This window comes from Methanosarcina sp. A14, from assembly GCF_001729375.1.
GTDB classification, from domain to species: domain Archaea; phylum Halobacteriota; class Methanosarcinia; order Methanosarcinales; family Methanosarcinaceae; genus Methanosarcina; species Methanosarcina barkeri.
Map to the genome: position 1 here is coordinate 1 of NZ_LZPK01000173.1, position 19,693 is coordinate 19,693.

The 19,693-nt window shown below is 39.1% G+C and carries 14 protein-coding genes and 2 pseudogenes; 8 read left to right on the forward strand and 8 right to left on the reverse strand.

The features are described 5' to 3' along the window. Positions 1 to 294 precede the first annotated feature (294 nt). The 3 genes from A9239_RS08985 to A9239_RS08995 all read right to left on the reverse strand — a co-directional run bounded on the left by A9239_RS08985 (position 295) and on the right by A9239_RS08995 (position 4,159). Complete coding sequence (locus tag A9239_RS08985; RefSeq protein WP_048117747.1) at positions 295 to 1,404, reverse strand: DNA topoisomerase IV subunit A; 1,110 nt, start codon at positions 1,402 to 1,404, stop codon at positions 295 to 297. 1 nt (position 1,405) lies between these two features. Further along, positions 1,406 to 3,271 (reverse strand): DNA topoisomerase VI subunit B, encoded by a 1,866-nt coding sequence (locus A9239_RS08990; protein WP_048117745.1) that lies wholly within the window; start codon positions 3,269 to 3,271, stop codon positions 1,406 to 1,408. Between the two features lie 675 nt (positions 3,272 to 3,946). Next, positions 3,947 to 4,159 (reverse strand): Lrp/AsnC ligand binding domain-containing protein, encoded by a 213-nt coding sequence (locus tag A9239_RS08995; RefSeq protein WP_080941462.1) that lies wholly within the window; start codon positions 4,157 to 4,159, stop codon positions 3,947 to 3,949. Between the two features lie 293 nt (positions 4,160 to 4,452). Here A9239_RS08995 and A9239_RS09000 point away from each other — a divergent pair, with 293 nt between their 5' ends. The 4 genes from A9239_RS09000 to A9239_RS09015 all read left to right on the forward strand — a co-directional run bounded on the left by A9239_RS09000 (position 4,453) and on the right by A9239_RS09015 (position 8,270). Further along, on the forward strand, positions 4,453 to 5,481 hold the full coding sequence (locus A9239_RS09000; protein ID WP_048117738.1) for a DUF2971 domain-containing protein: 1,029 nt from the start codon (positions 4,453 to 4,455) through the stop codon (positions 5,479 to 5,481). A gap of 226 nt (positions 5,482 to 5,707) precedes the next feature. Further along, entirely contained in the window at positions 5,708 to 6,334 is a 627-nt protein-coding gene (locus tag A9239_RS09005) for a magnesium transporter (RefSeq protein ID WP_048117735.1), read from the forward strand. Further along, positions 6,331 to 6,909, forward strand: a complete 579-nt coding sequence (locus A9239_RS09010) for a magnesium transporter (protein ID WP_176722120.1) — start codon at positions 6,331 to 6,333, stop codon at positions 6,907 to 6,909. Before A9239_RS09005 ends, A9239_RS09010 begins: the two co-directional genes overlap by 4 nt. A gap of 161 nt (positions 6,910 to 7,070) precedes the next feature. After that, the gene (locus tag A9239_RS09015; protein WP_048117733.1) at positions 7,071 to 8,270 is read left to right on the forward strand and encodes a potassium channel family protein; all 1,200 of its coding nucleotides are present in this window, start codon (positions 7,071 to 7,073) and stop codon (positions 8,268 to 8,270) included. Positions 8,271 to 9,202: 932 nt separating this feature from the next. Here the strand turns inward: A9239_RS09015 and A9239_RS09020 are convergent. The 3 genes from A9239_RS09020 to A9239_RS09025 form a co-directional block, all read right to left on the reverse strand. Then, entirely contained in the window at positions 9,203 to 10,099 is an 897-nt protein-coding gene (locus A9239_RS09020) for a hypothetical protein (protein WP_048117730.1), read from the reverse strand. A gap of 549 nt (positions 10,100 to 10,648) precedes the next feature. After that, entirely contained in the window at positions 10,649 to 10,813 is a 165-nt protein-coding gene (locus A9239_RS19470) for a hypothetical protein (RefSeq protein ID WP_155396458.1), read from the reverse strand. Between the two features lie 492 nt (positions 10,814 to 11,305). Beyond that, entirely contained in the window at positions 11,306 to 11,944 is a 639-nt protein-coding gene (locus A9239_RS09025) for a hypothetical protein (protein WP_176722121.1), read from the reverse strand. Between the two features lie 25 nt (positions 11,945 to 11,969). Here A9239_RS09025 and A9239_RS19475 point away from each other — a divergent pair, with 25 nt between their 5' ends. Then, positions 11,970 to 12,197, forward strand: coding sequence for a hypothetical protein (locus A9239_RS19475; protein WP_176722122.1), 228 nt, complete (start codon positions 11,970 to 11,972; stop codon positions 12,195 to 12,197). Between the two features lie 97 nt (positions 12,198 to 12,294). Here A9239_RS19475 and A9239_RS09030 read toward each other — a convergent pair whose 3' ends face one another. Then, on the reverse strand, positions 12,295 to 13,146 hold the full coding sequence (locus tag A9239_RS09030; protein WP_230629176.1) for a hypothetical protein: 852 nt from the start codon (positions 13,144 to 13,146) through the stop codon (positions 12,295 to 12,297). A 470-nt stretch (positions 13,147 to 13,616) separates the two neighbouring features. On the opposite strand from A9239_RS09030, the pseudogene A9239_RS18275 reads away from it, so the two are divergent. Continuing rightward, positions 13,617 to 14,513 (forward strand): annotated as a pseudogene (locus A9239_RS18275) (RNA-guided endonuclease TnpB family protein); the annotation flags it as partial. A 163-nt stretch (positions 14,514 to 14,676) separates the two neighbouring features. On the opposite strand, the gene A9239_RS09045 reads toward A9239_RS18275, so the two are convergent. After that, complete coding sequence (locus A9239_RS09045; protein WP_048117725.1) at positions 14,677 to 15,120, reverse strand: universal stress protein; 444 nt, start codon at positions 15,118 to 15,120, stop codon at positions 14,677 to 14,679. 562 nt (positions 15,121 to 15,682) lie between these two features. On the opposite strand from A9239_RS09045, the gene A9239_RS09050 reads away from it, so the two are divergent. Both A9239_RS09050 and A9239_RS18280 read left to right on the forward strand, forming a co-directional pair. Continuing rightward, positions 15,683 to 18,850 (forward strand): PAS domain S-box protein, encoded by a 3,168-nt coding sequence (locus tag A9239_RS09050; RefSeq protein WP_048155430.1) that lies wholly within the window; start codon positions 15,683 to 15,685, stop codon positions 18,848 to 18,850. A gap of 90 nt (positions 18,851 to 18,940) precedes the next feature. Further along, positions 18,941 to 19,693 (forward strand): annotated as a pseudogene (locus A9239_RS18280) (IS630 family transposase); the annotation flags it as partial.

A 19,693-nucleotide genomic window follows, 5' to 3' on the forward strand; every position in this document is an offset into this window, starting at 1 on the left:
GTTCATCAAACTCAAACGTTACTAGGGGTTTTCGGTCAAGCCTTTTTTAAAAAAGCTTGCAGTCAAACCTTAAACAGAGGGTTGTAACCGCGCCCGTCGCATAGTCCAAAACGAAATTTGGGTAAATCAGACGTCCTGAGCTCGTTGAGGATATAGCCTTTCTTACCCCCGAATTCAGCCCTCTTGAGCAAAGCGTAGCGTAGCGAAAAGGGCACCGTCCTCCCGAGACGGAACTCGGGTAGCGAAAAAGGCACCGTCCTCCCGAGACGGAACTCGGGTGACGGGACTCGGGCGTTACAGCATACCCATATCTTTGAGCCTATTGGGTAGGTATACCTCGGTTACGAAATCAAGGCCTTTTCCTGCAAAAGCCTGCTGTTCGGCCTTTTTCCCTATATCGAGCTGGAGCTGAATTTGTTCTTTCCAGTAGTCGGATTCGAAACGCGGGTCGGAAAGTTCGCTCCGCAGTGCGTTTATATCCTGTTCTGTAAGCTTGTCGGTCGAGAGTTCGTATTCTACTATGTCTGAGGGCTGGAGACCAAGGAACTTGGCTGCGGGGGTTGCCATAAATTCCGAGAGATGAGCGCTTTTTATAGCCCCGTAGGCAACCGAGGCATAGATCCTGTAAGACCATGGATCGCCGTCTGTAAAAACGGCTACGGGAATACCTAATTCCTCGTTCATGCGCTTGATAATCCTGCGGGTTGACCGGGCAGGCTGGCCTTTAAGGTGGACAAGGATCGCATTGTAAGCTTCGTCAAATCCGTTTTCCATCAAACGTGCGTACATACCACCGGTTTCTATAGCAATAATCATGCTTGCATCATGGGCTTTGAATTCGATATTTTCCACATTGAAGGGGATCTGGTACCCTCCTTCCCCCACGTCCTTCTGGCAGTGAATATTCCGTTCTCCGCGATTTGTCTGTTCTGTAATTTCAATAGGTCCGAACATGGTAGCTCCGTCTTCTTCAGGGCGCATATGGAAATACTCTCTCTGAAGGTTTGTGAGGAGTTCAAGATCTTCGATCAGACGATCGCTCTCAGCCTGTTCTTTGAATTTCGCAGCTTCCCAGCCTTCCGAGATATAGTAAAGTTCTCGAAGCGTTGAACCGCGGTTTTGGGCAAGGTGCTCGTTTATAAGGAACTCGGTGGCATAAGTGGTTTTCAGGAGCTGGAATGCTCCTTTTACGGTTTTTGCACTCCTCTCGCTTTCCCGGCCTCCGTAGACCCAAACATCGCTCTCGTCGGAATATTCCAGATTTGACTTTGTCCTGCTCGGGAGGCTGATGCTTGGGACAACCTCATCTTCAAACTGGTTGTAAATCTTCTCTGCAAGCCCAAACAGCTTTTCCCTTGCCAGGATATCTCTCTGAGCTTTTTTATTATCTATTCCTCTAGCCATTTTATGCCCCCTTAAAGGCTTTTGCCCCGGTTACAAGCTCTTCTTCAAGCCCTTCAACAACAAGGTCCGGAAATTTTCCAAGTTCTTTGTCGGTTGCAGATTCTATCCTGTAGCTTAGCACCTTTGAAGACCCAGTTGCTGCGGATATATCCCATACATAATCGTAATCATTGCCCAGAGTCACAACCTTTGGTTCAGGCTTTGCTCCGAGTATTGTCCAGGGCAGCATCTCATGAACCCTGAAAGAGTAGGCAGAGGTTCCGAAATTCTTGACCTTTATTACAACGTCTGCAGTCCCATCCTCGTTCCTCTTCACTTTTCTGTGTACTAGCAGGTTTCCCATAATCTTTGCAACAACAGGATTAATGTCAGGAACATCTTTTTCCAGGATATTAGCAACCTTTACAGCCATCTTAGGGAGAACCTTTGTAATAATAATCTCTTTTTCCCGACGCTTCTTGAGGTTACTCTGCTTACTCAGGTAGTGCTTGAGCTTTCTTGCAACATCCTTGATCGCGAGGTCAATCTCATCCTTGATTACAGGAATGTCAGCAATAGCATCTTTTGATTCTGAAGTGAAGGGCACATTAATAGAAGCAACATGTATCAGGAGGATAGCCGGTCCTACAGGAACTCCTCCTCCGGGCTGGTTTAAGCCATACTGTTTCCATTTAATGTCTTCTACGGCATGTGTGGTCACACAGCCTCCCTGCTGGTAAAGCAAAGGCACACGGTTAGCAAAACGCATTATACTGATCTTTTCTTCTTTTGGAAGGTTTCCCCCGTAAGCGAGTCCCACTTCCACCACGAAAGGATTTCCTGAATATACTGCGGGTTTTCGGGTGCTTGTGGCAATGAAATCCACATTCGTTTCTTTTTCAAGCCCCCTGTAAATCAGCTCTTCTCCTATTGGGGATAGACAGTCTGTGGGAGGAGCCATGATCTTTACTTTCTCAAAAGCCTCAATTAGTTTTCTTGCCTCGTGGCGGCCAAGGGCATGCGGGTCGATCTCAGGGTCAAGCCCTGAAGCTTTGCAAATTTCCTCGGCAGTTAACAGCCCAATTTTGCAAAAAGAGTAGCGAAGAAATGGAGCAAGTTTCTGGCGCTCAGTATAATGGAGCATCTTCATTAGAGTGCCAAGCTCTATACCTTCAGGGTGGGGAAGAATTTCTTCGGCTGGCTTGGGCATCTTATCCGTAGCTCTTTCAAAAACCTCCTCATTGCCGTCAGGTTCTATAAGTGTAATTCTTGCATGGGGATTCACAATTGCAGTAGCTTTGAGGTACTCGTAAATGGACTGCCTTCTTCCTTTTACGTAGGCAGCCTTCATTTCCAGCTCGATCTGAGTCCCGTGCGGGCGGAACCAGTCTTTTATCTCGTCTTTCAGGATATCGGGCTCATTCGTGCTGGTATTGATCATAAGCTCGTAATAATGTGCAGGGTTACCGGAGCCGGTTTTGGAGAGGATTTTCGTCTGCTTTCCCGCAGTCATCTGGGAATAGAGCACGGCTGCAGAAATCCCTATTCCTTGCTGTCCCCTGCTTTGCTTGAGGGCATGGAACCTGGAACCATAGAGAAGTTTTGCAAAAACTTTGGGGATTTGTTCTTTTATAATTCCTGGCCCGTTATCTTCTATAATAACAGTTACGTAGTCCTGTCCGGTTCTTTCAATCTGGACAAGAATATCGGGCAGAATTCCTGCTTCTTCACAGGCATCCAGAGAATTGTCAACAGCTTCTTTTACGGTTGTTATGAGGCTTCGAGGAGCCGAGTCAAAACCCAGGATCTGTCGATTTTTTTCAAAAAATTCTGCGACACTTATTGACTTTTGATTTTTGGCAAGTTCTTCTGCAATGGTGAATTCCATGAAAATTTACCTCAGGTTGGAAAATCAATGTAACTTCATATTGCTTTAAATATTTTTTACAAATATCTAAAGCAGGAATTTTGCCTTAAAAGTAATCCCATCGTTATTTTTACTTTTATACCATTTTGCTATTCTAATGCTTTGCGATTTTCGTGTTTTGCTGTTGTCTAGTACTAACTGGTTTAGTGGTCTACTTTTCTGGTCTTTTATTCTTTTAGCGCTTTAATGTTTTAGCGTTTTAATGTTTTAGCGCTTCACTATTTTCTGACAACAGTATACCTTCTGTTTATTTTATGTGTTTCGGCTTCTTTACGTGGTAGATTTCAATAGTTTCATATATTTTTAAAGTACCCGCTAAAAACATAGGAAAATAGTTTTACAACATGAAAAAATATCATTCTAACGCAGGAAAACAGTTTCATATTATAAAAACTAACTTTATAAAACACAAAGCAAATCTGTTTTTTAAAACATTTTTCTCCATTACTGACTGTTTCAAGCAGGTTTAAATTCTTTAAAACCATTTTAAATTTTTTTTAAAATAATACCCAACAGTTTAGGTCTCAATAAATGGTTAAGGTAGAAAGCCATGACCTGCTAAAAAATATGTTGCTTCCGTTTTGTCGTTCCTTCTGTTTTATCCTGACAGGATGCGCTAATTTTTTAGCCGGAGAATTAAAGTTCTGCTCCGACAATTGTCTTGGTGGTTATTACGGTTTCGCTTTCCCTGACTCTATCTACCACGTCGTTCAGGATAGTCATGTCTTCAACATCTATTATTATTACAAAGTCATACTCCCCAAAGACATGGTAAACATCCTTAATTCCCTCGATGTTCTTCAATTCTCGGTATGCTGCCTTTTCATAACCTGGCAGCACGTTTATCATTGTGATCCCTACTACCATGTATATAAGGTAACGGCTGCAAGTTATTTATCTTTTTTCCGAAAACCGAAAAAAACTGATATAACTGATTTTGGTCCTCTACTCTTTAATTTATTATCCGCATAGTTCCAAAGGTTGAAAACTTAACATTTTTAGACTTATTAAAGTTAACCGACTTCTTGCACTCTGTTTATTATTGTCACACTTTTACATTAAAAGTTCATATTTGAAAATCCAATTTCTGCTTAACTTCAAAATGTTTATATTCAAAAATATATCATCCGACTATGATACTAATGGTAGAAGAAAAATTATTTTATAAATATCAAAGTCTTAAAACAGAAAAGGACTGCAAATGCAAGGATATAATTTATGCTATAGAGAACTTAGCTAATAATCAACTATTTTTCAGAAGGCCCGATAAATTTAATGACCCTTATGATTCTAGGACATATTGGTGCTTGAATGGAAAAAGAAAAAAGCATATTAATCATCTTATGCATGTTTATGGTTTTACTCAAGAAGAGTCAGAACACATAATTGACGATTCAATTGCTCAAGGCAAGATGACAATAAACGGAGATTTAATTTGTTATGACCCAGCAGTGGAGATAAATCTTGATTTTAATGGGTATTCATGGAGGGATCTTCATGGATATTCACAAAAAAAATCTTTGCCGAAAGTTTGCTGTTTTAGTGGAAAAGATGATAATATTTTAATGTGGAGTCACTATGCTGATTCTCATCAAGGCATATGCCTTCGTTTTAGATCTAAAAAAGATTGGGATAATGAATTAGGTGAATATTATTTAGAGTTTGATAGTCGTGATAATTCACTTCCATTACAATCAGCAGTTGTATATCCATTTCACAATTTGTTCAATAAGAAGAAGTTTTTAACAGTTACCTATAAGAAGAAAGATGAAATTTGTCCTATTGTAAATTACTTTGACACTGATAGTGACTTGAAGATTACCAAATGTTTATTGAATAAGTTTTGTGATTGGCATTATGAAGAAGAATATAGAATGATTATTACTCGCAATGACATAATTAATGGACTGCTTTCTTCTGATGAATTCGAAAAAGGATTATTGAAGTACCGAAAAGAAGATTTGGAAGGTATTGTTTTCGGCATGAGAATACCTCATGAAGATGCTAAATTAGTTTATAATACAGTCAAAAAAAAGTATCTCAATGAAGGTATTAACGTAAATTTCTATGAAGCTAAAGAAGTTCCCCGTAAATATGAAATAAAAATTGAGGGTCCAATAATTGACATCGAGAAATATATTGACAGCCGTCCTAAATCCATACTCCTGTAAAATTCAAAATGTACAATGTCTTTTATTTCAAATTTTAACTATGAAATAACGGCTGCAAGTTATTATCTTTTTTCCGAAAACCGAAAAAACTTATCGAGCTAGTTGGGACTGAACATTCTCTTACTTATTATTCAGTGAAGTGAGTCTGAAGGATAAACATTTTTTTGACAGCCTTTTTTTTGAAGTTAGCGATTGTTTTAATATTATTAGTGTATAATACAAGCGCATGCCCTCAGAGTCTCACAGGGACGAAGATATTTTCGAATCCCAGTATATTGATAAATATCTGAGCGAGTACGCTAGTGTTTCGTCAATAGTACGTGAGGCGTTGCCTTTTGAACTTATTGCTACTGTTGGAGGGGTGGCTGCAGGAATTATATTTTCGGGGATGACAAAAGAACTTGAAATGATACCGGGATTAATTGTGATTTACCCCGGTGTGCTGGGGCTCAGGGGAAATATTTCCTCTACCCTTGGCTCAAGACTTGGCAGTGCAATTCACCTGGGGCTAATAACAGAGATCGACAGGCATAATCCCGAACTCATGAATAATATCTCCGGTTCCCTTATCCTGAGTGTTGTTACCGCTTTTATTCTCGGAATTCTCGGGCACTTTGTAACCCTTGCTCTGGGCTTTGAAAGTGTCGGTGTCTTTAAACTTACTCTTATATGCGTGATTTCAGCTTTTACTTCCGGGCTAATTCTCTCTTTTGTTGCAACTCTGCTTGCCATAGGGACGTTCAGATTTGGTTTTGATCCTGATAATGTTGTTACGCCTTCGATTGCAACTATCGGGGATATTGTTTCTATGCTCATGCTTTTCCTCTCAGCAAAACTGGTGGTGATGTTTTGAGGAAAACAGGGCGTCAGACTCCTTACTACACAATAAACGGCATCATTCAGCGCGGGTTACCAGTACTTATAGTTACATGTGTGATGGGAATTGTTGTAGGGCAGATCCTGAATTCCAGAGAAAAAAGCCTTATATCTATGCCAGCGATACTGATTCTTATTCCTTCTCTTATCAAGATCGGCGGAGATACCGGCAGCATGCTTGGAGCCAGGCTTTCTTCGGCTTTCCATATGGGGCTTGGAGACAATCTCAGAAGTAATCCGGTCGTACACAATAGTGTTATTGCAGCTGCAATCGTAGGATTTGTTTCTTCAATTTCTGTCAGCATACTGGTTTTTATGGCAAGCAGTTTCCTAGGGTTTGGGATGCCTTATCTCATCATTCTGAAAATCAGCCTCATTGCCGTTATCATAGAACTTGTCGTCGTGTATTCTGCAACTGTTGCCATAGCTTTTATTTCCCACCGATTCGGGATAGATCCTGATGATACGGTCATTCCTTTCATTGCAAGCCTTGGAGACCTCGTTGGGGTTACGGGAATTTTTGTAGCCCTTTACTTATTAAATATTTTATAAAAACAGTTTAACATATTAATTAAATGTTAGTTCTAATATAATTAGTTCATAATATTTTATCCAGGTTCTCAAAACCTGAATACTCTAAAAGTAATAATTAATAATTACTATTAAGTATATACTCATATACACCAGCATAAGGTAGAGTTGATCTAGAGACCATGTTCCCTAAAGAATTCAGATACAGTCCAAAGAACCTCAAAGATCTTTTGACTGAGATGAAGGATACTTCCGAACTCATGGTAGACCTTGCATACTCTGCAATGATTTACGATGATGAGGACGTTGCAGAAGAGGTACTCAATCTTGAAGATAAGATGGATACCCTCGATTATCACATTAAGATGGCCGCGATGTTAAGCACACGCAGGGTTGATGAGGCCGAAGGCCTCCTGGGTGTTTTACAGGTTGCTGCGTGTTCGGAAAATATCGCTAATGCTGCAGGCGACATTGCCAAAATAGTTCTTATGAATATGGGAATTCCGATGGAACTGAAAGTCGCTCTCAGGGAAGCGGAAGAGACCATAGTCAGGGCAACAGTCGCCGCAGAATCTTCAATGGTAGGACGTACACTTGGTGACCTCGAACTTGATATCGAGACAGGTATGTGGATTATTGCTATCAGGAGAAATGAGGACTGGATTTATGACCCTGACAAAGAAACCCGCCTTCGGCAGGGAGATGTTTTGATTGCCAGAGGGCATGATGAAGGAGTCACGCTATTTTTCGAGATGGCCACAACAAAGAAATTTGTACCAAAGGAGATCGAGCACGATAAGCTTTTAAAAGATCTTGAGCATGCCGTGGATATTATCGTCGATATGAAGAATATGTCCGAACTCTCGGTAGGACTTGCATACTCTGCTATTCTTTTTGACAACGAAGATATAGCGTATGAGGTTAGTGCCCTGGAGTCCGAAATGGACTCTATGAAATACGAACTTCAGCACTGGGTGCTTGAAACCGCAAAGCATTTTGAGGATGTAAACATGCTCAGGGGAATCCTCCACCTTGCAAGTGCCTCTGAAGCTATTTCCGACGCTGCCTACGGAATTGCGGATACTGTACTCAGAGACATAGAACTTCACCCCATTATCACCCTCGCGGTCAGAAACTCCGAAGAGGTTATAACCAGGCTCCAGGTAGAGAAATGCTCTCCTATAGTCGGAAAGACTTTTTCTGAATTGAAGCTTGAGACAGAAACCGGGCTGCATGTAATGGCAATCAAAAGGGCTGACCGCTGGGTCTACGCCCCGAAAGGCAATACGGTTGTTCAGGCAGGTGATATGCTTATTGCACGTGGGTCAAGGATTGGAGAAGGGGCGCTTATAGAGATGTGTGAGTGTAAACTGAACCAGTAATCCCTTTACCTGGCAAATCCCTTTACCTGGCAATTTTCAGATTTTCCTGTTGTTGGCGCAGGCTCATTTACAGGAAGTATAACCTGAAATGAGAATTTCTAAACAGTTTTGCAAATTTTTTGTTTTATTATTTTTGATTTGTAACTTTTTTGGAAGCTTACAACCTTCCTTATTGAGAGCTCACCAGCTTCGTCATATAAAAACTGACCTGAACACTCAACATTGCTATATAATAGAAAGAGTTAAATACATTTCATGCATAATATATATCATCTGAGTAAAAAACTCACGCCGGATTTCTGGCATATTCTCCTGCGTGAGTAAAATCAACCTCGAGGTAGGAGGAAGGGTTCTACTCCTTACCTTCCTCCTGCCTGAACAACTTGTGTTGTATGCTAAGTGGAGTAAAGTGCATAGTATTATGTGATAGTACAGACTGCATCTAAATTGCTCTTATAACATTTTGTCTATAACACCTCACTTTGAAACCTCAAGCACTTATCAAGGAAGCAATAATTTGCTTTAGAGAACTACTTTAATAATTTATTTAAAACTTATGGTTTCAAAAAAGTGAGAAACTTTCAAAGAGTATTCGGGCACTTGTTTCAGCTTCGCCAATACCTACTTCTTGTTTCCTGCCTAATTCGCTCCAGATATGGAACCACACATGACATTACTTTCTCTTATATGCTACAGGATTCAAAAGCCGAAAGAAAAACTCGAAGTCCATAACATGTCAAAAGTAAAAATTTAATTGAAAAATAAAGCCAGAGTGAAACCAGGCTATCAACATGAACTCAAAATTTACTATGCACTTATTTTTTTGGATAAACGGATTCTTTAGATGAACGATTCTTTAGATGAACGATTCTTTAGATGAACGATTCTTTAGATGAACAGCTGAGTTATATATAGCTGCGTTAGAGTGTTTCTTACTCCTGAATTCCCATATTAGATTGGATTTTTTTCTGAAGATTCTTTATTACCTGGAACTTCTCCACTTTTTCCTCGGAATCCGTATAGTTGATATTTTTAAAATTATCCAGAGCCACTTCAGCCACGATTGAAGAGTTATTTAATACCTTTTCTTCGGCCTGGACTCGCAGAGTCTCAAGTGCCCACTGGCACTGCAAAACTGCGTCATTAAGTTTCTTCTTTACAGATAGTTTTCCAATCTCTTCTATGGAAAGTGCTGTTGAACTTAGAGCTTCATCAAAGTAACTCTCTGCCGCAATCTTACCTATTTCCCCAAGCAAAAGCAGGCTGCTTACAGTTTCAAGTTCAAGGTTTTTTGCTGCAACCTTTTTCCCGATCTCTCCAAGACCGGTTACTGCACTGAGCACAACGTCCTCCATATTGTGTTTGGCAGCAGAGATTCCGATCTCTTTAAAGAGCAAAGAAAAAGCAATTACTTTTTCCTGATCCCATTGTTCTGGGAAGAAGTTCCAAATCTCCATTAGGGTTGTAGCAGCGACTTTTGAACCGGCTTCAAGCGAATGTACAGCTGCAGTTTTTCCCAGTTTTCCTGTTGCTATGAAGGTCTTGTCCAGGGCAGACTCAAGTCCCTTGTCTGCTGCTTTCCTTGCCAGTTTCCCGAGGGACAGGATAGAATTGATCGTAACAAGCTCCATCTCTCTCTCTGCAGCTGCCTGTGCACCACTCTCAATTGATAGGATAACTCTCTCGGCATCTGCCTCTTCATTCTCTGAAAGAAAATCCGCCGCAATTCCTGTAAGAGAATCAAGGGCCTGGAAAGCTCTGCTTTCATCTCCCTCATCAACTGCAGATAAACTTACTTCAACCGCCTCTGCCTCATTTAATGTAATCATTCTTTTTGCCCCTTTTTATTGTTAGTATCCCTCTTATTGGTAGCATCCGTTATTGGTAGCATCCGTTATTGGTAGCATCCGTTATTGGTAGCATCCGTTATTATTGATAGAAAACATTAAGCTTCAATTTTTTCCCGCAGATTTTATAATTCTTGCCTGTATGTTTCATCGCATATTTTCAATTTCAGATTGTTGCGTAAGATATACGGACTGCGCAGGAAATGGAGTCAGGCTTATTCTATGAAGTTACGAGGTTATTAGTGTTACTATTTTGTAACTGAAGCAGTTCGTTCAAAAAAGAGTTTCCGTTTTTTTCAAAAAGTAAATTTTGAATTCAGTCAAAATTACGTACCAATCAAAGGATTCTTTTATCCCTCTTTGTCTTTTTCCTCATAGTTAAGGGCGTTTTCCATAACTTTTTCGTACACTTCTTTGTCATCAAGTCCAACAATTCTTGCCCTTACTCTGTCTATAAGCAAGCTTATTTCCCTGAGACATTTATTGTCACATATTGTCACATTATCTGAGCTGATAGTGAAGATCGCATTGTCAAACTGTATCTATAATATAAGTACGGTTATTCTGGCTGCCTGAGAGCATGGGATGGGAGAAAATTGTAAGTTCTCTGTTGACTATTATATTTTCCCTGTACGCACCAGGGCTTACAAGGATCCTATCCCCTTCATGTGCATTATTAACAGCTTCCTGGATCAAAGCATAATTTCCGTTCCCACTGTTATTATCTCCACTGTTATTTACAGTGACAAATTTACAGTGACAACCCAGCCTCGGCTTGAGTAATTGCTGTCCAAAGTATAAATTGGAAAATTATGAGAATAGCCTGAGTGTCTTTCTTATTAATAGACCAATAACCGTTGAAATTAATAAACTTGACCAAAAAAATAAAACTTATTTTTTATGATAACTTGTAAGAGGAATAATTGAAATAAAAATCATTATGAAATATATATTCTGAAAAATATACCTTAAATGTTAAGGTTTCCTGAATTTCTCACGCCATTCAACAGTCGCTATAATTAGCATCATATTAAGTATTATACCGATGCAGCCCCTTGAATCAGTTATGTCGATTCTCAGTTTAACAGTTCCCATGAAATCCAGGGATTTCCTGGAACGCAATCAGAATCAAATCTATTAGAATCAAATCTATTAGAATCAAACAGTACTTTAAAGTTTTATAAATTTTCAATCAAGAGATTCGGCTTCGTGTATATATTCAGACCCATTGAGAGTGTCAAGAGCAAGTTTTGTCATAAGCACGTGACTTATTAAAAATTTTTCTTTAACTTCAAAAATCATTGTTCCTAGAGAATTGGCAGCTCTTATGATTAGATTCTCAAAGTCGGTAAAACCTGTATAAGAAGATTCACTCTCCAAAAGGACAGGGATATCCTGAAGGGAATCAGTTTCTCCTCCCTGTTGAGCAAGCAGGCTAAAAATACCCGGAAATTCTCTGGAGAAGAGAATAGCTTCTTTTCCAGGAGGTCGAGATAAGAGGATACATGACTTTGGAGGAAGAAATCCTTCATTTTCCGGGACCTGGATTCTCTGCTGCCCGAAAGTTTCTTTTCCTATGGATCCTATAGCAAGAGCCGCAGCAAGTGCCTCTCTTTCCGTCTTCTGAAGTGAGGCGGAGTTCGCAATTTCTCCAAGATATGCGACTGCGATCCTGACCGCAGACTCCATATTTTGCCCAACCGCCGCTTTACCGATTGCACAGAGAGAGTAAAGGATACTTAAACCGGTGTCAGTCATTTTCTGCTCTCTTGCAATTTCAGCCATTTTTCCAAGTGAAAAAAGTGATAAAAATACCCCAATTTCCATATTTTGAAAGACAGCCGCGCTACCTATGTCTCTTATGCAGATAACAGTCTTTTTTGCGTCGGGCTCGAGTTTTCTATTTATGTATTCGGTTCCTCGTTCCGTAAGGAAATCTATGGATCGTAATACGCCAAGCTCATCATTTTCCTTAACTGAAGTTAGCCCGAGATCTGTTGCCCCGGTTTCGTTTGAAATAGACGTTCAGAACACCCCACTAAAAGTTTATATCGGGAAAATGCACCTTACGGCCAGATAATCTTTCCTGCACTCCTTTCCCTGTAAAGAAGGCAGGTTGCGATTTAATATTAAACTGAGTAACTCAATATGAATAGTGTTATACTGAGCGTAACAGTTCACAAACCTGTACCTGGTGATCTTTTCTTTCCCCTGGAAATTTTATTCAGCTTATCTTCCAGTCTCTCAATTTTCAATCTTTCAAAGTGAAGGAGAGCTACTTCGGCAACTATGGATGCACTCATCAGATAGCGGTCCTCAGCATTAAATTTAATTGCTTCGAGTGAATAGGCTGCCTGAAGCAAAGCCTTATCAAGTCCCTGGCGATCTGCAGTTTTTCCTATATCCTGGATAGAGCGCACACTCATGTCTGCAGTTTCTTTCAGGTTTTTTTCAATCGCCCCTGTTCCTATCTCCTGCAGCAACAGTTCGGCATTTAATACCGCATCCTCAAACTTCTGACTTGCAGCAACCTTTCCGGTCTCTCCGAGAAGGACAACTGTGCTGCTTGCAACATCACCCAGCTTTTGCCATGTAACGCTTTTTCCGATCTCCCCAAGAGCGAAAATAACCGCAATTGTTCCCTTTTTGGCTCTTCGTGAAGCTGCGGTATTTCCCATCTCGCCAAGGTAGGAAGCTGCGATCTTTGCGGGAGTCTCCATTTTTTGTTCTGCTGCGACCTTTCCAATCTCTCCGAATGCGAGTGCTATGCTCACAAGAGCATTTTCCATATTCTGCTTGCATGCTTCTGTGGCAACCTGAGGAAAAAGGAGAAGTGTATTGACAACAATTGGTTCAAGCCTGGCAATAGCTGCCGCTTTCCCTATCTTATTCATATATTCAATCAATCTTTTTGTGTCGGTTTCCTGCCCTTCTTTTGCATATTTCAGTGCAAGCTCAAAGAGGTAGTTAAGGACTTCTTTGATTTCGGTTTCGTTCTTCTCATTAATCAGAGTAAGTCCCAGTTCCAAAGCTTCGTTTTCATCGAGCGGTAGAATAATCCTTCATGCCCCCAGGTTCTCTCTCAAGTAAGTATGGATATGTGAGAATATTAGCTTTATCATGGGAAAAAAGCACTGTTGAAAAATATTTTGTTACATGCACCTATTGAATAACTCGTATATGTTATAATGAAAATCCTAACTACAACAAAGTATAAATATTACTTATAGGTAATAAGAATCCGGTTGCTTGCGGGTAGATTTTAAAGCCTCATTTCACACACCACGACCAAAACGATTATCATGAAGGATAAGTTTCATTCCCTTCTTCTTGTCCATCTCTAACCGTTTTCTCGCAAGCAGCTATTATATTTTTTTACAAATCTGAAATTCAAGAAGCAGTACCGATTGTAGGAAACTCATTTGAATAAACTTATTCGAGCATTCAATGATTTCTTCTTATCAAAATCAGCCAGTTTGAATTATGTACTGGCGCCTGAACTAAGAAAAATCCTGTTCAGTCATATCAACTGCCACAACATTATGCAGTAAATTTTGAAAAGAGTATTGTAAAACTTCCTAGGATTGATGAAGTTAAAGCAATTCTTCACAGGCGGTTGAAGGTACTCTAAAAACAGCAACTATTTCAAGATAAAACAGAAATCATTTCAAGATAGAACAGCAATCATTTCAAGATAGAACAGCAATCATTTCAAGATCCTACACTGAAAAATATTTTATAAGTATTCTTGTGGAAGATGGATAAGAACAGCCTACAAAACAGGAATTTTCAGAATCTACCACAAGTAGGAATAGATGTTGGTATCAAAGATTTTTCAGTTCTTTCTACAGGAGAAAAAATGGAGAACCCTAAATACTTGAAAAATTCTCTTAACCGGTTGAAAGTCCCGCAAAAAAGAGTAAGTAGAAAAGTTAAAGGTTCTAAAAATCGAGAGAGGTTCTAAAAATCGAGAGAAGGCAAGACTGCTATTTTCAAAACTCCATAAAAAATTAGCAATTAGATGAACGATTTCCAGCATAAACTCTCTTCTAAACTTATCAGCGAGAACCAAGCTATTGCGCTGGAAACACTGAGTATTAAAGGCATGCAAAAAAATCATTGTTTAGCTCAAGCTGTAAGTGATTCTGCATGGAGTAGCTTTGTTACAAAATTAGAATACAAAGCAGGATGGTTCGGTAAAACTATCCTGAGAATAGGACAGTTTGAACCCTCATCTAAACTTTGTAATGTCTGTGGATATTATAACCCTAATCTGAATCCTAATGCTAGAGAATAGGAATGTCCTGATTGTAATACAAAACATGATAAGGATATTAATGCTGCAATCAATATCAAAAAATTCTCACTTCAAAATCAAAATCTTATAGTTACTTGACACCTGCGGAACACGGGGATGGGTTTGGGAACTTGTTCTCAAAAGAGAAAGGAATGAACTAGGAGCTTCTCACTTGAAACTAACCCGAAAGGCAGAGGATTCAGGGAGGAGTAGTTCACGTGAGTCTAATGGAAATAGGTTTAGAGAAGATTTCTATAGAGCCTTATTTTCGACTTTTTATCGTCGGTACCGGGCAGCCAGCAGTTCTTATAACCTCATCGGCAAGACTGCCTAATAAAAATCTTCCAATTCCACTTTTTCCCTGAGTTCCAACAACAATTAGATCAACTTCTTTTTGTTCTGCAAATTCAGTGATTGCACGAGCTGGTCTGCCAGATAGTATGAAGGTCTCAAGATTTACACCCTGTGCAGTTTCCTTTACCCAATTGACTGCTTCTTCCTCTTCTTTTCTAATTCTTTTATATAGATTTCCTGCAATTGAAACTTCAATAGCAGATTTCATGAGGCTCTCATCCATTACATAGATAGCATAGACTGTGGACCCACATGCACAGGCAATTTTTATGGCTGCTTCAACCGCAGACTTATTTTTTTCAGATACATCAGTTGCTATCAATATTTTTTCGAATAACTTTGAATTAGTCATAGATTATTTCCTGCTGGCTAGTTGACATTCAATCTTGATTTGCTGTTAGAGTTAAAAAAGAAGGAAATCAAGATAAAAATTGTGGGCTAAATATTGATTTATTCCAAAGTTATCTCCTAACCTCGTTTCCGAAATAAACTAAGTGCTACAAGTAACCACACAGCCAGCTGCTTTATGAAAAAATTGATTAATATCTTTCACTCGCATATTGATATTGAAGGATAAAACAAGTACAAATGTAGCTAAAAATATAAGGAAGTTACATAACAACGGTTCTCGGAGAAGTTTTTCATTCCCACAGCAAGCTAGCGAGGTATTCAAATGAAATAAATATTTTAAAATTTCGTATAAAAAAATATATTAATTCTCAGACTATAAATTCTTTTGAAAATTACTTATGTCAATTATTTTTCGCGATTAACGATATTTATTATAATAGAAAGTTTTAAATTTAGTATAATTATATAATTTTTTGAATTAAAAAACATCTTTTATTGTGAGTGGGTCAACAATTAGTAACGATAGGCATAGTGCGACTAAAGAGATGGAGTCATATGGGAAAATGAAAGCTAGCATGCAACACTTTCCTGAGAAAAACCCCAATCCTGTACTTAGTGTTGAAAAGGATGGTACTGTTCTTTACTCAAATGAGGCAGCTAAGACCTTATTACTCCGATGGGGTGTGGAAATCGGAGACAAACTGCCTTCCTATATTGGAGATATTGCGCAAAGGGTACTTTGCCAGAATAGACCGAATAAAATGGAAATTAAAGTGGGAAAAAAAGTATACTTAGCCACGTTTCAACCCTTACCCGAAGAAGAGTATGTAAACATTTATGGATTCGATATAAGTGACCAAAAAGTGCTTGAAGAAAAACTTCGGGAGAGCGAGGAAAAATATTGTATCGTAGCAGATAACACTTTCGACTGGGAATTTTGGATGGATCCTGATGGCCGTTTACTGTACACATCGCCTTCTTGCGAGCGGGTCACAGGATACGCTGTCTGGGAATTCATGGACAAACCTGATCTGCTCCAAGAAATAATACATCCTGACGATCAAAAGGCATTTTTCCAGTATGGACATAATACGCCACCGAGTAGTCATGGTAATATCGAGTTTCGAATTATAACTAAAGATGACAAAATAAGATGTATTCACCACCAGTGCCAGCCTTTCTATGACAGTAAGGGATGCTACGCTGGAAGAAGGGGCAGCAATCGCGACATCACCGAATGCAATCAAGGAGAGCACCGGATTCGCAGATACAACCGTATTTTAGAGGGAATCAATTGGATCTTCAGCAATGTGGTGCAGGCAAAAACAGAAGAAAAATTGGGGGAAGCATGTCTATCTGTAGCCCTGAAAGTGACAGGCAGCGAGTTTGGTTTTATTATTGAAATGGGTTCTGATGGGCTACTGCATGATATTGCAAAAAGTGAGCTGGCATGGGAACAGTGTCGTATGTACGACAAGACAGGGCATCTTACTTTCCCTAGAGATTATGTTGTACATGGTTTGTATGGCAGTGTCATAATCAACGAGAAAAGCTTTTTTACCAATGATCCACAGTCGTACCCAGACAGCAGAGGCTTGCCTGAAGGGCATCCGCCAATCACATCGTTTCTTGGTGTTCCCCTTGTTCAGGAAGGAAAAACGATAGGTTCAATTGCTGTAGCAAACCGTGAAGGTGGCTATAGCTATGAGCAACAGGAGGATCTCGAAGCTATTGCGCCGGCGGTGACACAAGTTCTGCAGAGGAGAAAGGTTGAACAGGAGCGCAAACTGGCTGAGCAAGAATTAAAGGAAAGTGAGGTGCGGTTTAAAGCACTGGTGCAGGATCTAGAATCCGGTGTTTTTCTCATTGATGGCGAGGGTAAATTTGCAATATATAATCCAGCATTTCTGCAAATTTTCAATGTCTCTGAACAAGAGCTTGAGCATAAAGAGATTCAAGACCTTAGTTGGGATACGTGGGATGTTGTTGATAAGGATGGTAATGCTTTGAGGTTTGAGTCTCACCCAGTACAGTACGCCAGGATTAATCGCAAGCCTGTAAAGAATCAGGTCATTGGCATACGTCGTTATTCGCAAGATGATTGGGTATGGACGCTTGCTAGTACCGAACCTCTGCTAAACCCCGATGGTAGCATTAACATTATAATTTGCACTTTTACAGACATTACACAACTCAAGAATACAGAAAATGCCCTTAAAATAGCAAATGAAACATTGGAAGAAAAAGTTCAAGAACGTACCGTAGAGCTTGAAAAAGCTTACAGTACATTGAAAGAAAAAGAAGAACTTCTTTCTGATGCTCAAGAAATGGCTCATATTGGAAATTGGGAGCAGAATTTTGTAACTGGTAAATTACATTGGTCTGATGAAATGTATCGGATTTTTGGACTTAAGCCTCGAGAGTTTGAAGTAAATTATGGCTTATTTTTAAGTCACTTACATTCAGATGACCAAGATTATGTCGATAATGCCGTTAAAGGAGCTTTAAGCGGAAAACCCTTTAGTACTGATCATAGAATAATTCTATCCAATGGAGAAGAGCGCATAGCCCATTCTAAAGGTGAAACTGTTTTCGATAAGGAAAATAATCCTGTCCAGATTAGAGGAACAACACAAGATATAACAGACCTTAGAATCGTTGAAGAGAGAATTAAGACCCTGGCAAATATTGTGGAATCATCACTGGACGCTGTGGGAACTTTATCACTTGATGGCATTATTACCAGCTGGAATAAAGGAGCAGAAGGGGTTTATGGTTATTCCGCGGAAGAAATTCTCGGAAAGCATGTATCCATTTTGGCTCCACCTCATTTAGATAAAGAAACTCTGAAATTAATAGAATTAATTAAACAGGGAGAAACGATTCACCAACATGAGACTTTAAGGTTAAGGAAATACGCAAAGAAAATATATGTCTCAATAACTCTTTCTCCGGTTTTTGATACTAATGGAAAGCTGACAGCTTTCTCGTTCATTTCAAGAGATATAACCGAACGCAAAAAAGCTGAAGAAGCTCTCAGGAATTTCGAAATTGCCCGTAAGAAGGAATTACATCACAGAATCAAGAACAATCTTCAGGTTATCTCATCCCTTCTGGATCTTCAGGCTGATTTGTTTAAAGGCAGAAAGACTATCACAGATTCGGAAGTATCGAAAGCTTTCAAAGAAAGTATTGATCGAGTTCTTTCTATTGCTCTTATACATGAGGAATTGTACAAAGGTAAAAATATTGATTTGCTTGACTTTTCGCAATACATAAAGGAATTAGCTAATAATCTACTCCTAACATACAGTCTCAAGACCGATGTTAGTTTAAATTTTGACCTGGAAGAAAACATTTTCTTAGATATGGATACTGCTATTCCATTGGGGATAGTTATCAACGAAATTGTTTCAAACTCCTTTAAATATGCATTTTCCGGCAGGGATAAAGGAGAAATAAGAATTAAACTTCACAAAGAGGGAAACGGAGAAAGAAAGAACGAGGAATTTGTAAGTACTGCTTATGTTCTATCCGTCGCAGACAACGGCATCGGTATACCCGAAGACCTTAACATTGAAGACCTTGATAGCCTGGGACTCCAGCTTGTAACTTCTCTTGTCGACCAGTTAGAGGGAAAACTTGAACTGAAAGGGAATAATGGAACGGAGTTTACTATAAAATTCACAGTCACAGAGATAAATAATCAGGCATCAGTATCAGAAGTATAACAATCAATTGAATAATGTTATTAGGACTTATAGTCACCGTATTATATAATGCAACATTTATATATTTAATATGATTATATTAATTTAGTTATGAGCTTAGAGATGTTTACTACTTCTGATATTGCCACAGCTATATGTCGTTCCAGTGACAACAATGAGAAGTTAAGACTTCAAGCATTATTGTTGGTTAAAAATGGTTTGAGTCCAGCTAAAGTTGCAGAAGATTTTTCAGTTCACCGTTCAACAGTTCATCGTTGGATGAAAAGAGCTGAAGAAGAAGGTTTGTCTAGCCTTAAATGTAAACCTGGTAGAGGAGTAAAGTCCTATTTAACTGCAGAGCAACTTTCTGAATTAAGGAAAGCATTCTCAAAACCTATCCCAACAGACGATGGTTTTTCTCGCGGTTGGCAAACAAAAGATGCAATTCAATTTGTCAGAGAGAAATTTGGAATATCTTATTCCAAATCAAGAATGAGACAAATTATTAAAAATTTAGGGTTTAGTAGAATTACATGTAGACCTCAATCAAAAAGGCGAAATCAGGCATTAACAAACGAATTTATTGCTGAAATCAAAAAAAAGATTCCTAAATCCTAATCATTTATTCGTCACCCAGGATGAAAGTAGTTTTTATGTAGATTCAAACAGATCAAAATGTTGGGCAATAAAAGGCTCTAAACCTATTAAATTTATAAATGGTTCAAAAGCTAAAATCAACATTGGAGGATTCTACACTGAAAACGGAGACTTTTATTGGTATGATTTAGGAATTAAAAAGAATACAGACTCTCTTATAAAATCATTAATCAAGTTTAAAAAAGAAATAGGAAGAAATATATTTCT

Excerpts from the sequence above, each read along its gene's own strand:
- A9239_RS08985 (WP_048117747.1), bottom strand. The coding sequence starts at position 1,404 with ATGGCTAGAGGAATAGATAATAAAAAAGCTCAGAGAGATATCCTGGCA.
- A9239_RS08990 (WP_048117745.1), bottom strand. The coding sequence starts at position 3,271 with ATGGAATTCACCATTGCAGAAGAACTTGCCAAAAATCAAAAGTCAATA.
- A9239_RS08995 (WP_080941462.1), bottom strand. The coding sequence starts at position 4,159 with ATGATAAACGTGCTGCCAGGTTATGAAAAGGCAGCATACCGAGAATTG.
- A9239_RS09000 (WP_048117738.1), top strand. The coding sequence starts at position 4,453 with ATGGTAGAAGAAAAATTATTTTATAAATATCAAAGTCTTAAAACAGAA.
- A9239_RS09005 (WP_048117735.1), top strand. The coding sequence starts at position 5,708 with ATGCCCTCAGAGTCTCACAGGGACGAAGATATTTTCGAATCCCAGTAT.
- A9239_RS09015 (WP_048117733.1), top strand. The coding sequence starts at position 7,071 with ATGTTCCCTAAAGAATTCAGATACAGTCCAAAGAACCTCAAAGATCTT.
- A9239_RS09020 (WP_048117730.1), bottom strand. The coding sequence starts at position 10,099 with ATGATTACATTAAATGAGGCAGAGGCGGTTGAAGTAAGTTTATCTGCA.
- A9239_RS09025 (WP_176722121.1), bottom strand. The coding sequence starts at position 11,944 with ATGGAAATTGGGGTATTTTTATCACTTTTTTCACTTGGAAAAATGGCT.
- A9239_RS19475 (WP_176722122.1), top strand. The coding sequence starts at position 11,970 with ATGTCTCTTATGCAGATAACAGTCTTTTTTGCGTCGGGCTCGAGTTTT.
- A9239_RS09045 (WP_048117725.1), bottom strand. The coding sequence starts at position 15,120 with ATGACTAATTCAAAGTTATTCGAAAAAATATTGATAGCAACTGATGTA.
- A9239_RS09050 (WP_048155430.1), top strand. The coding sequence starts at position 15,683 with ATGAAAGCTAGCATGCAACACTTTCCTGAGAAAAACCCCAATCCTGTA.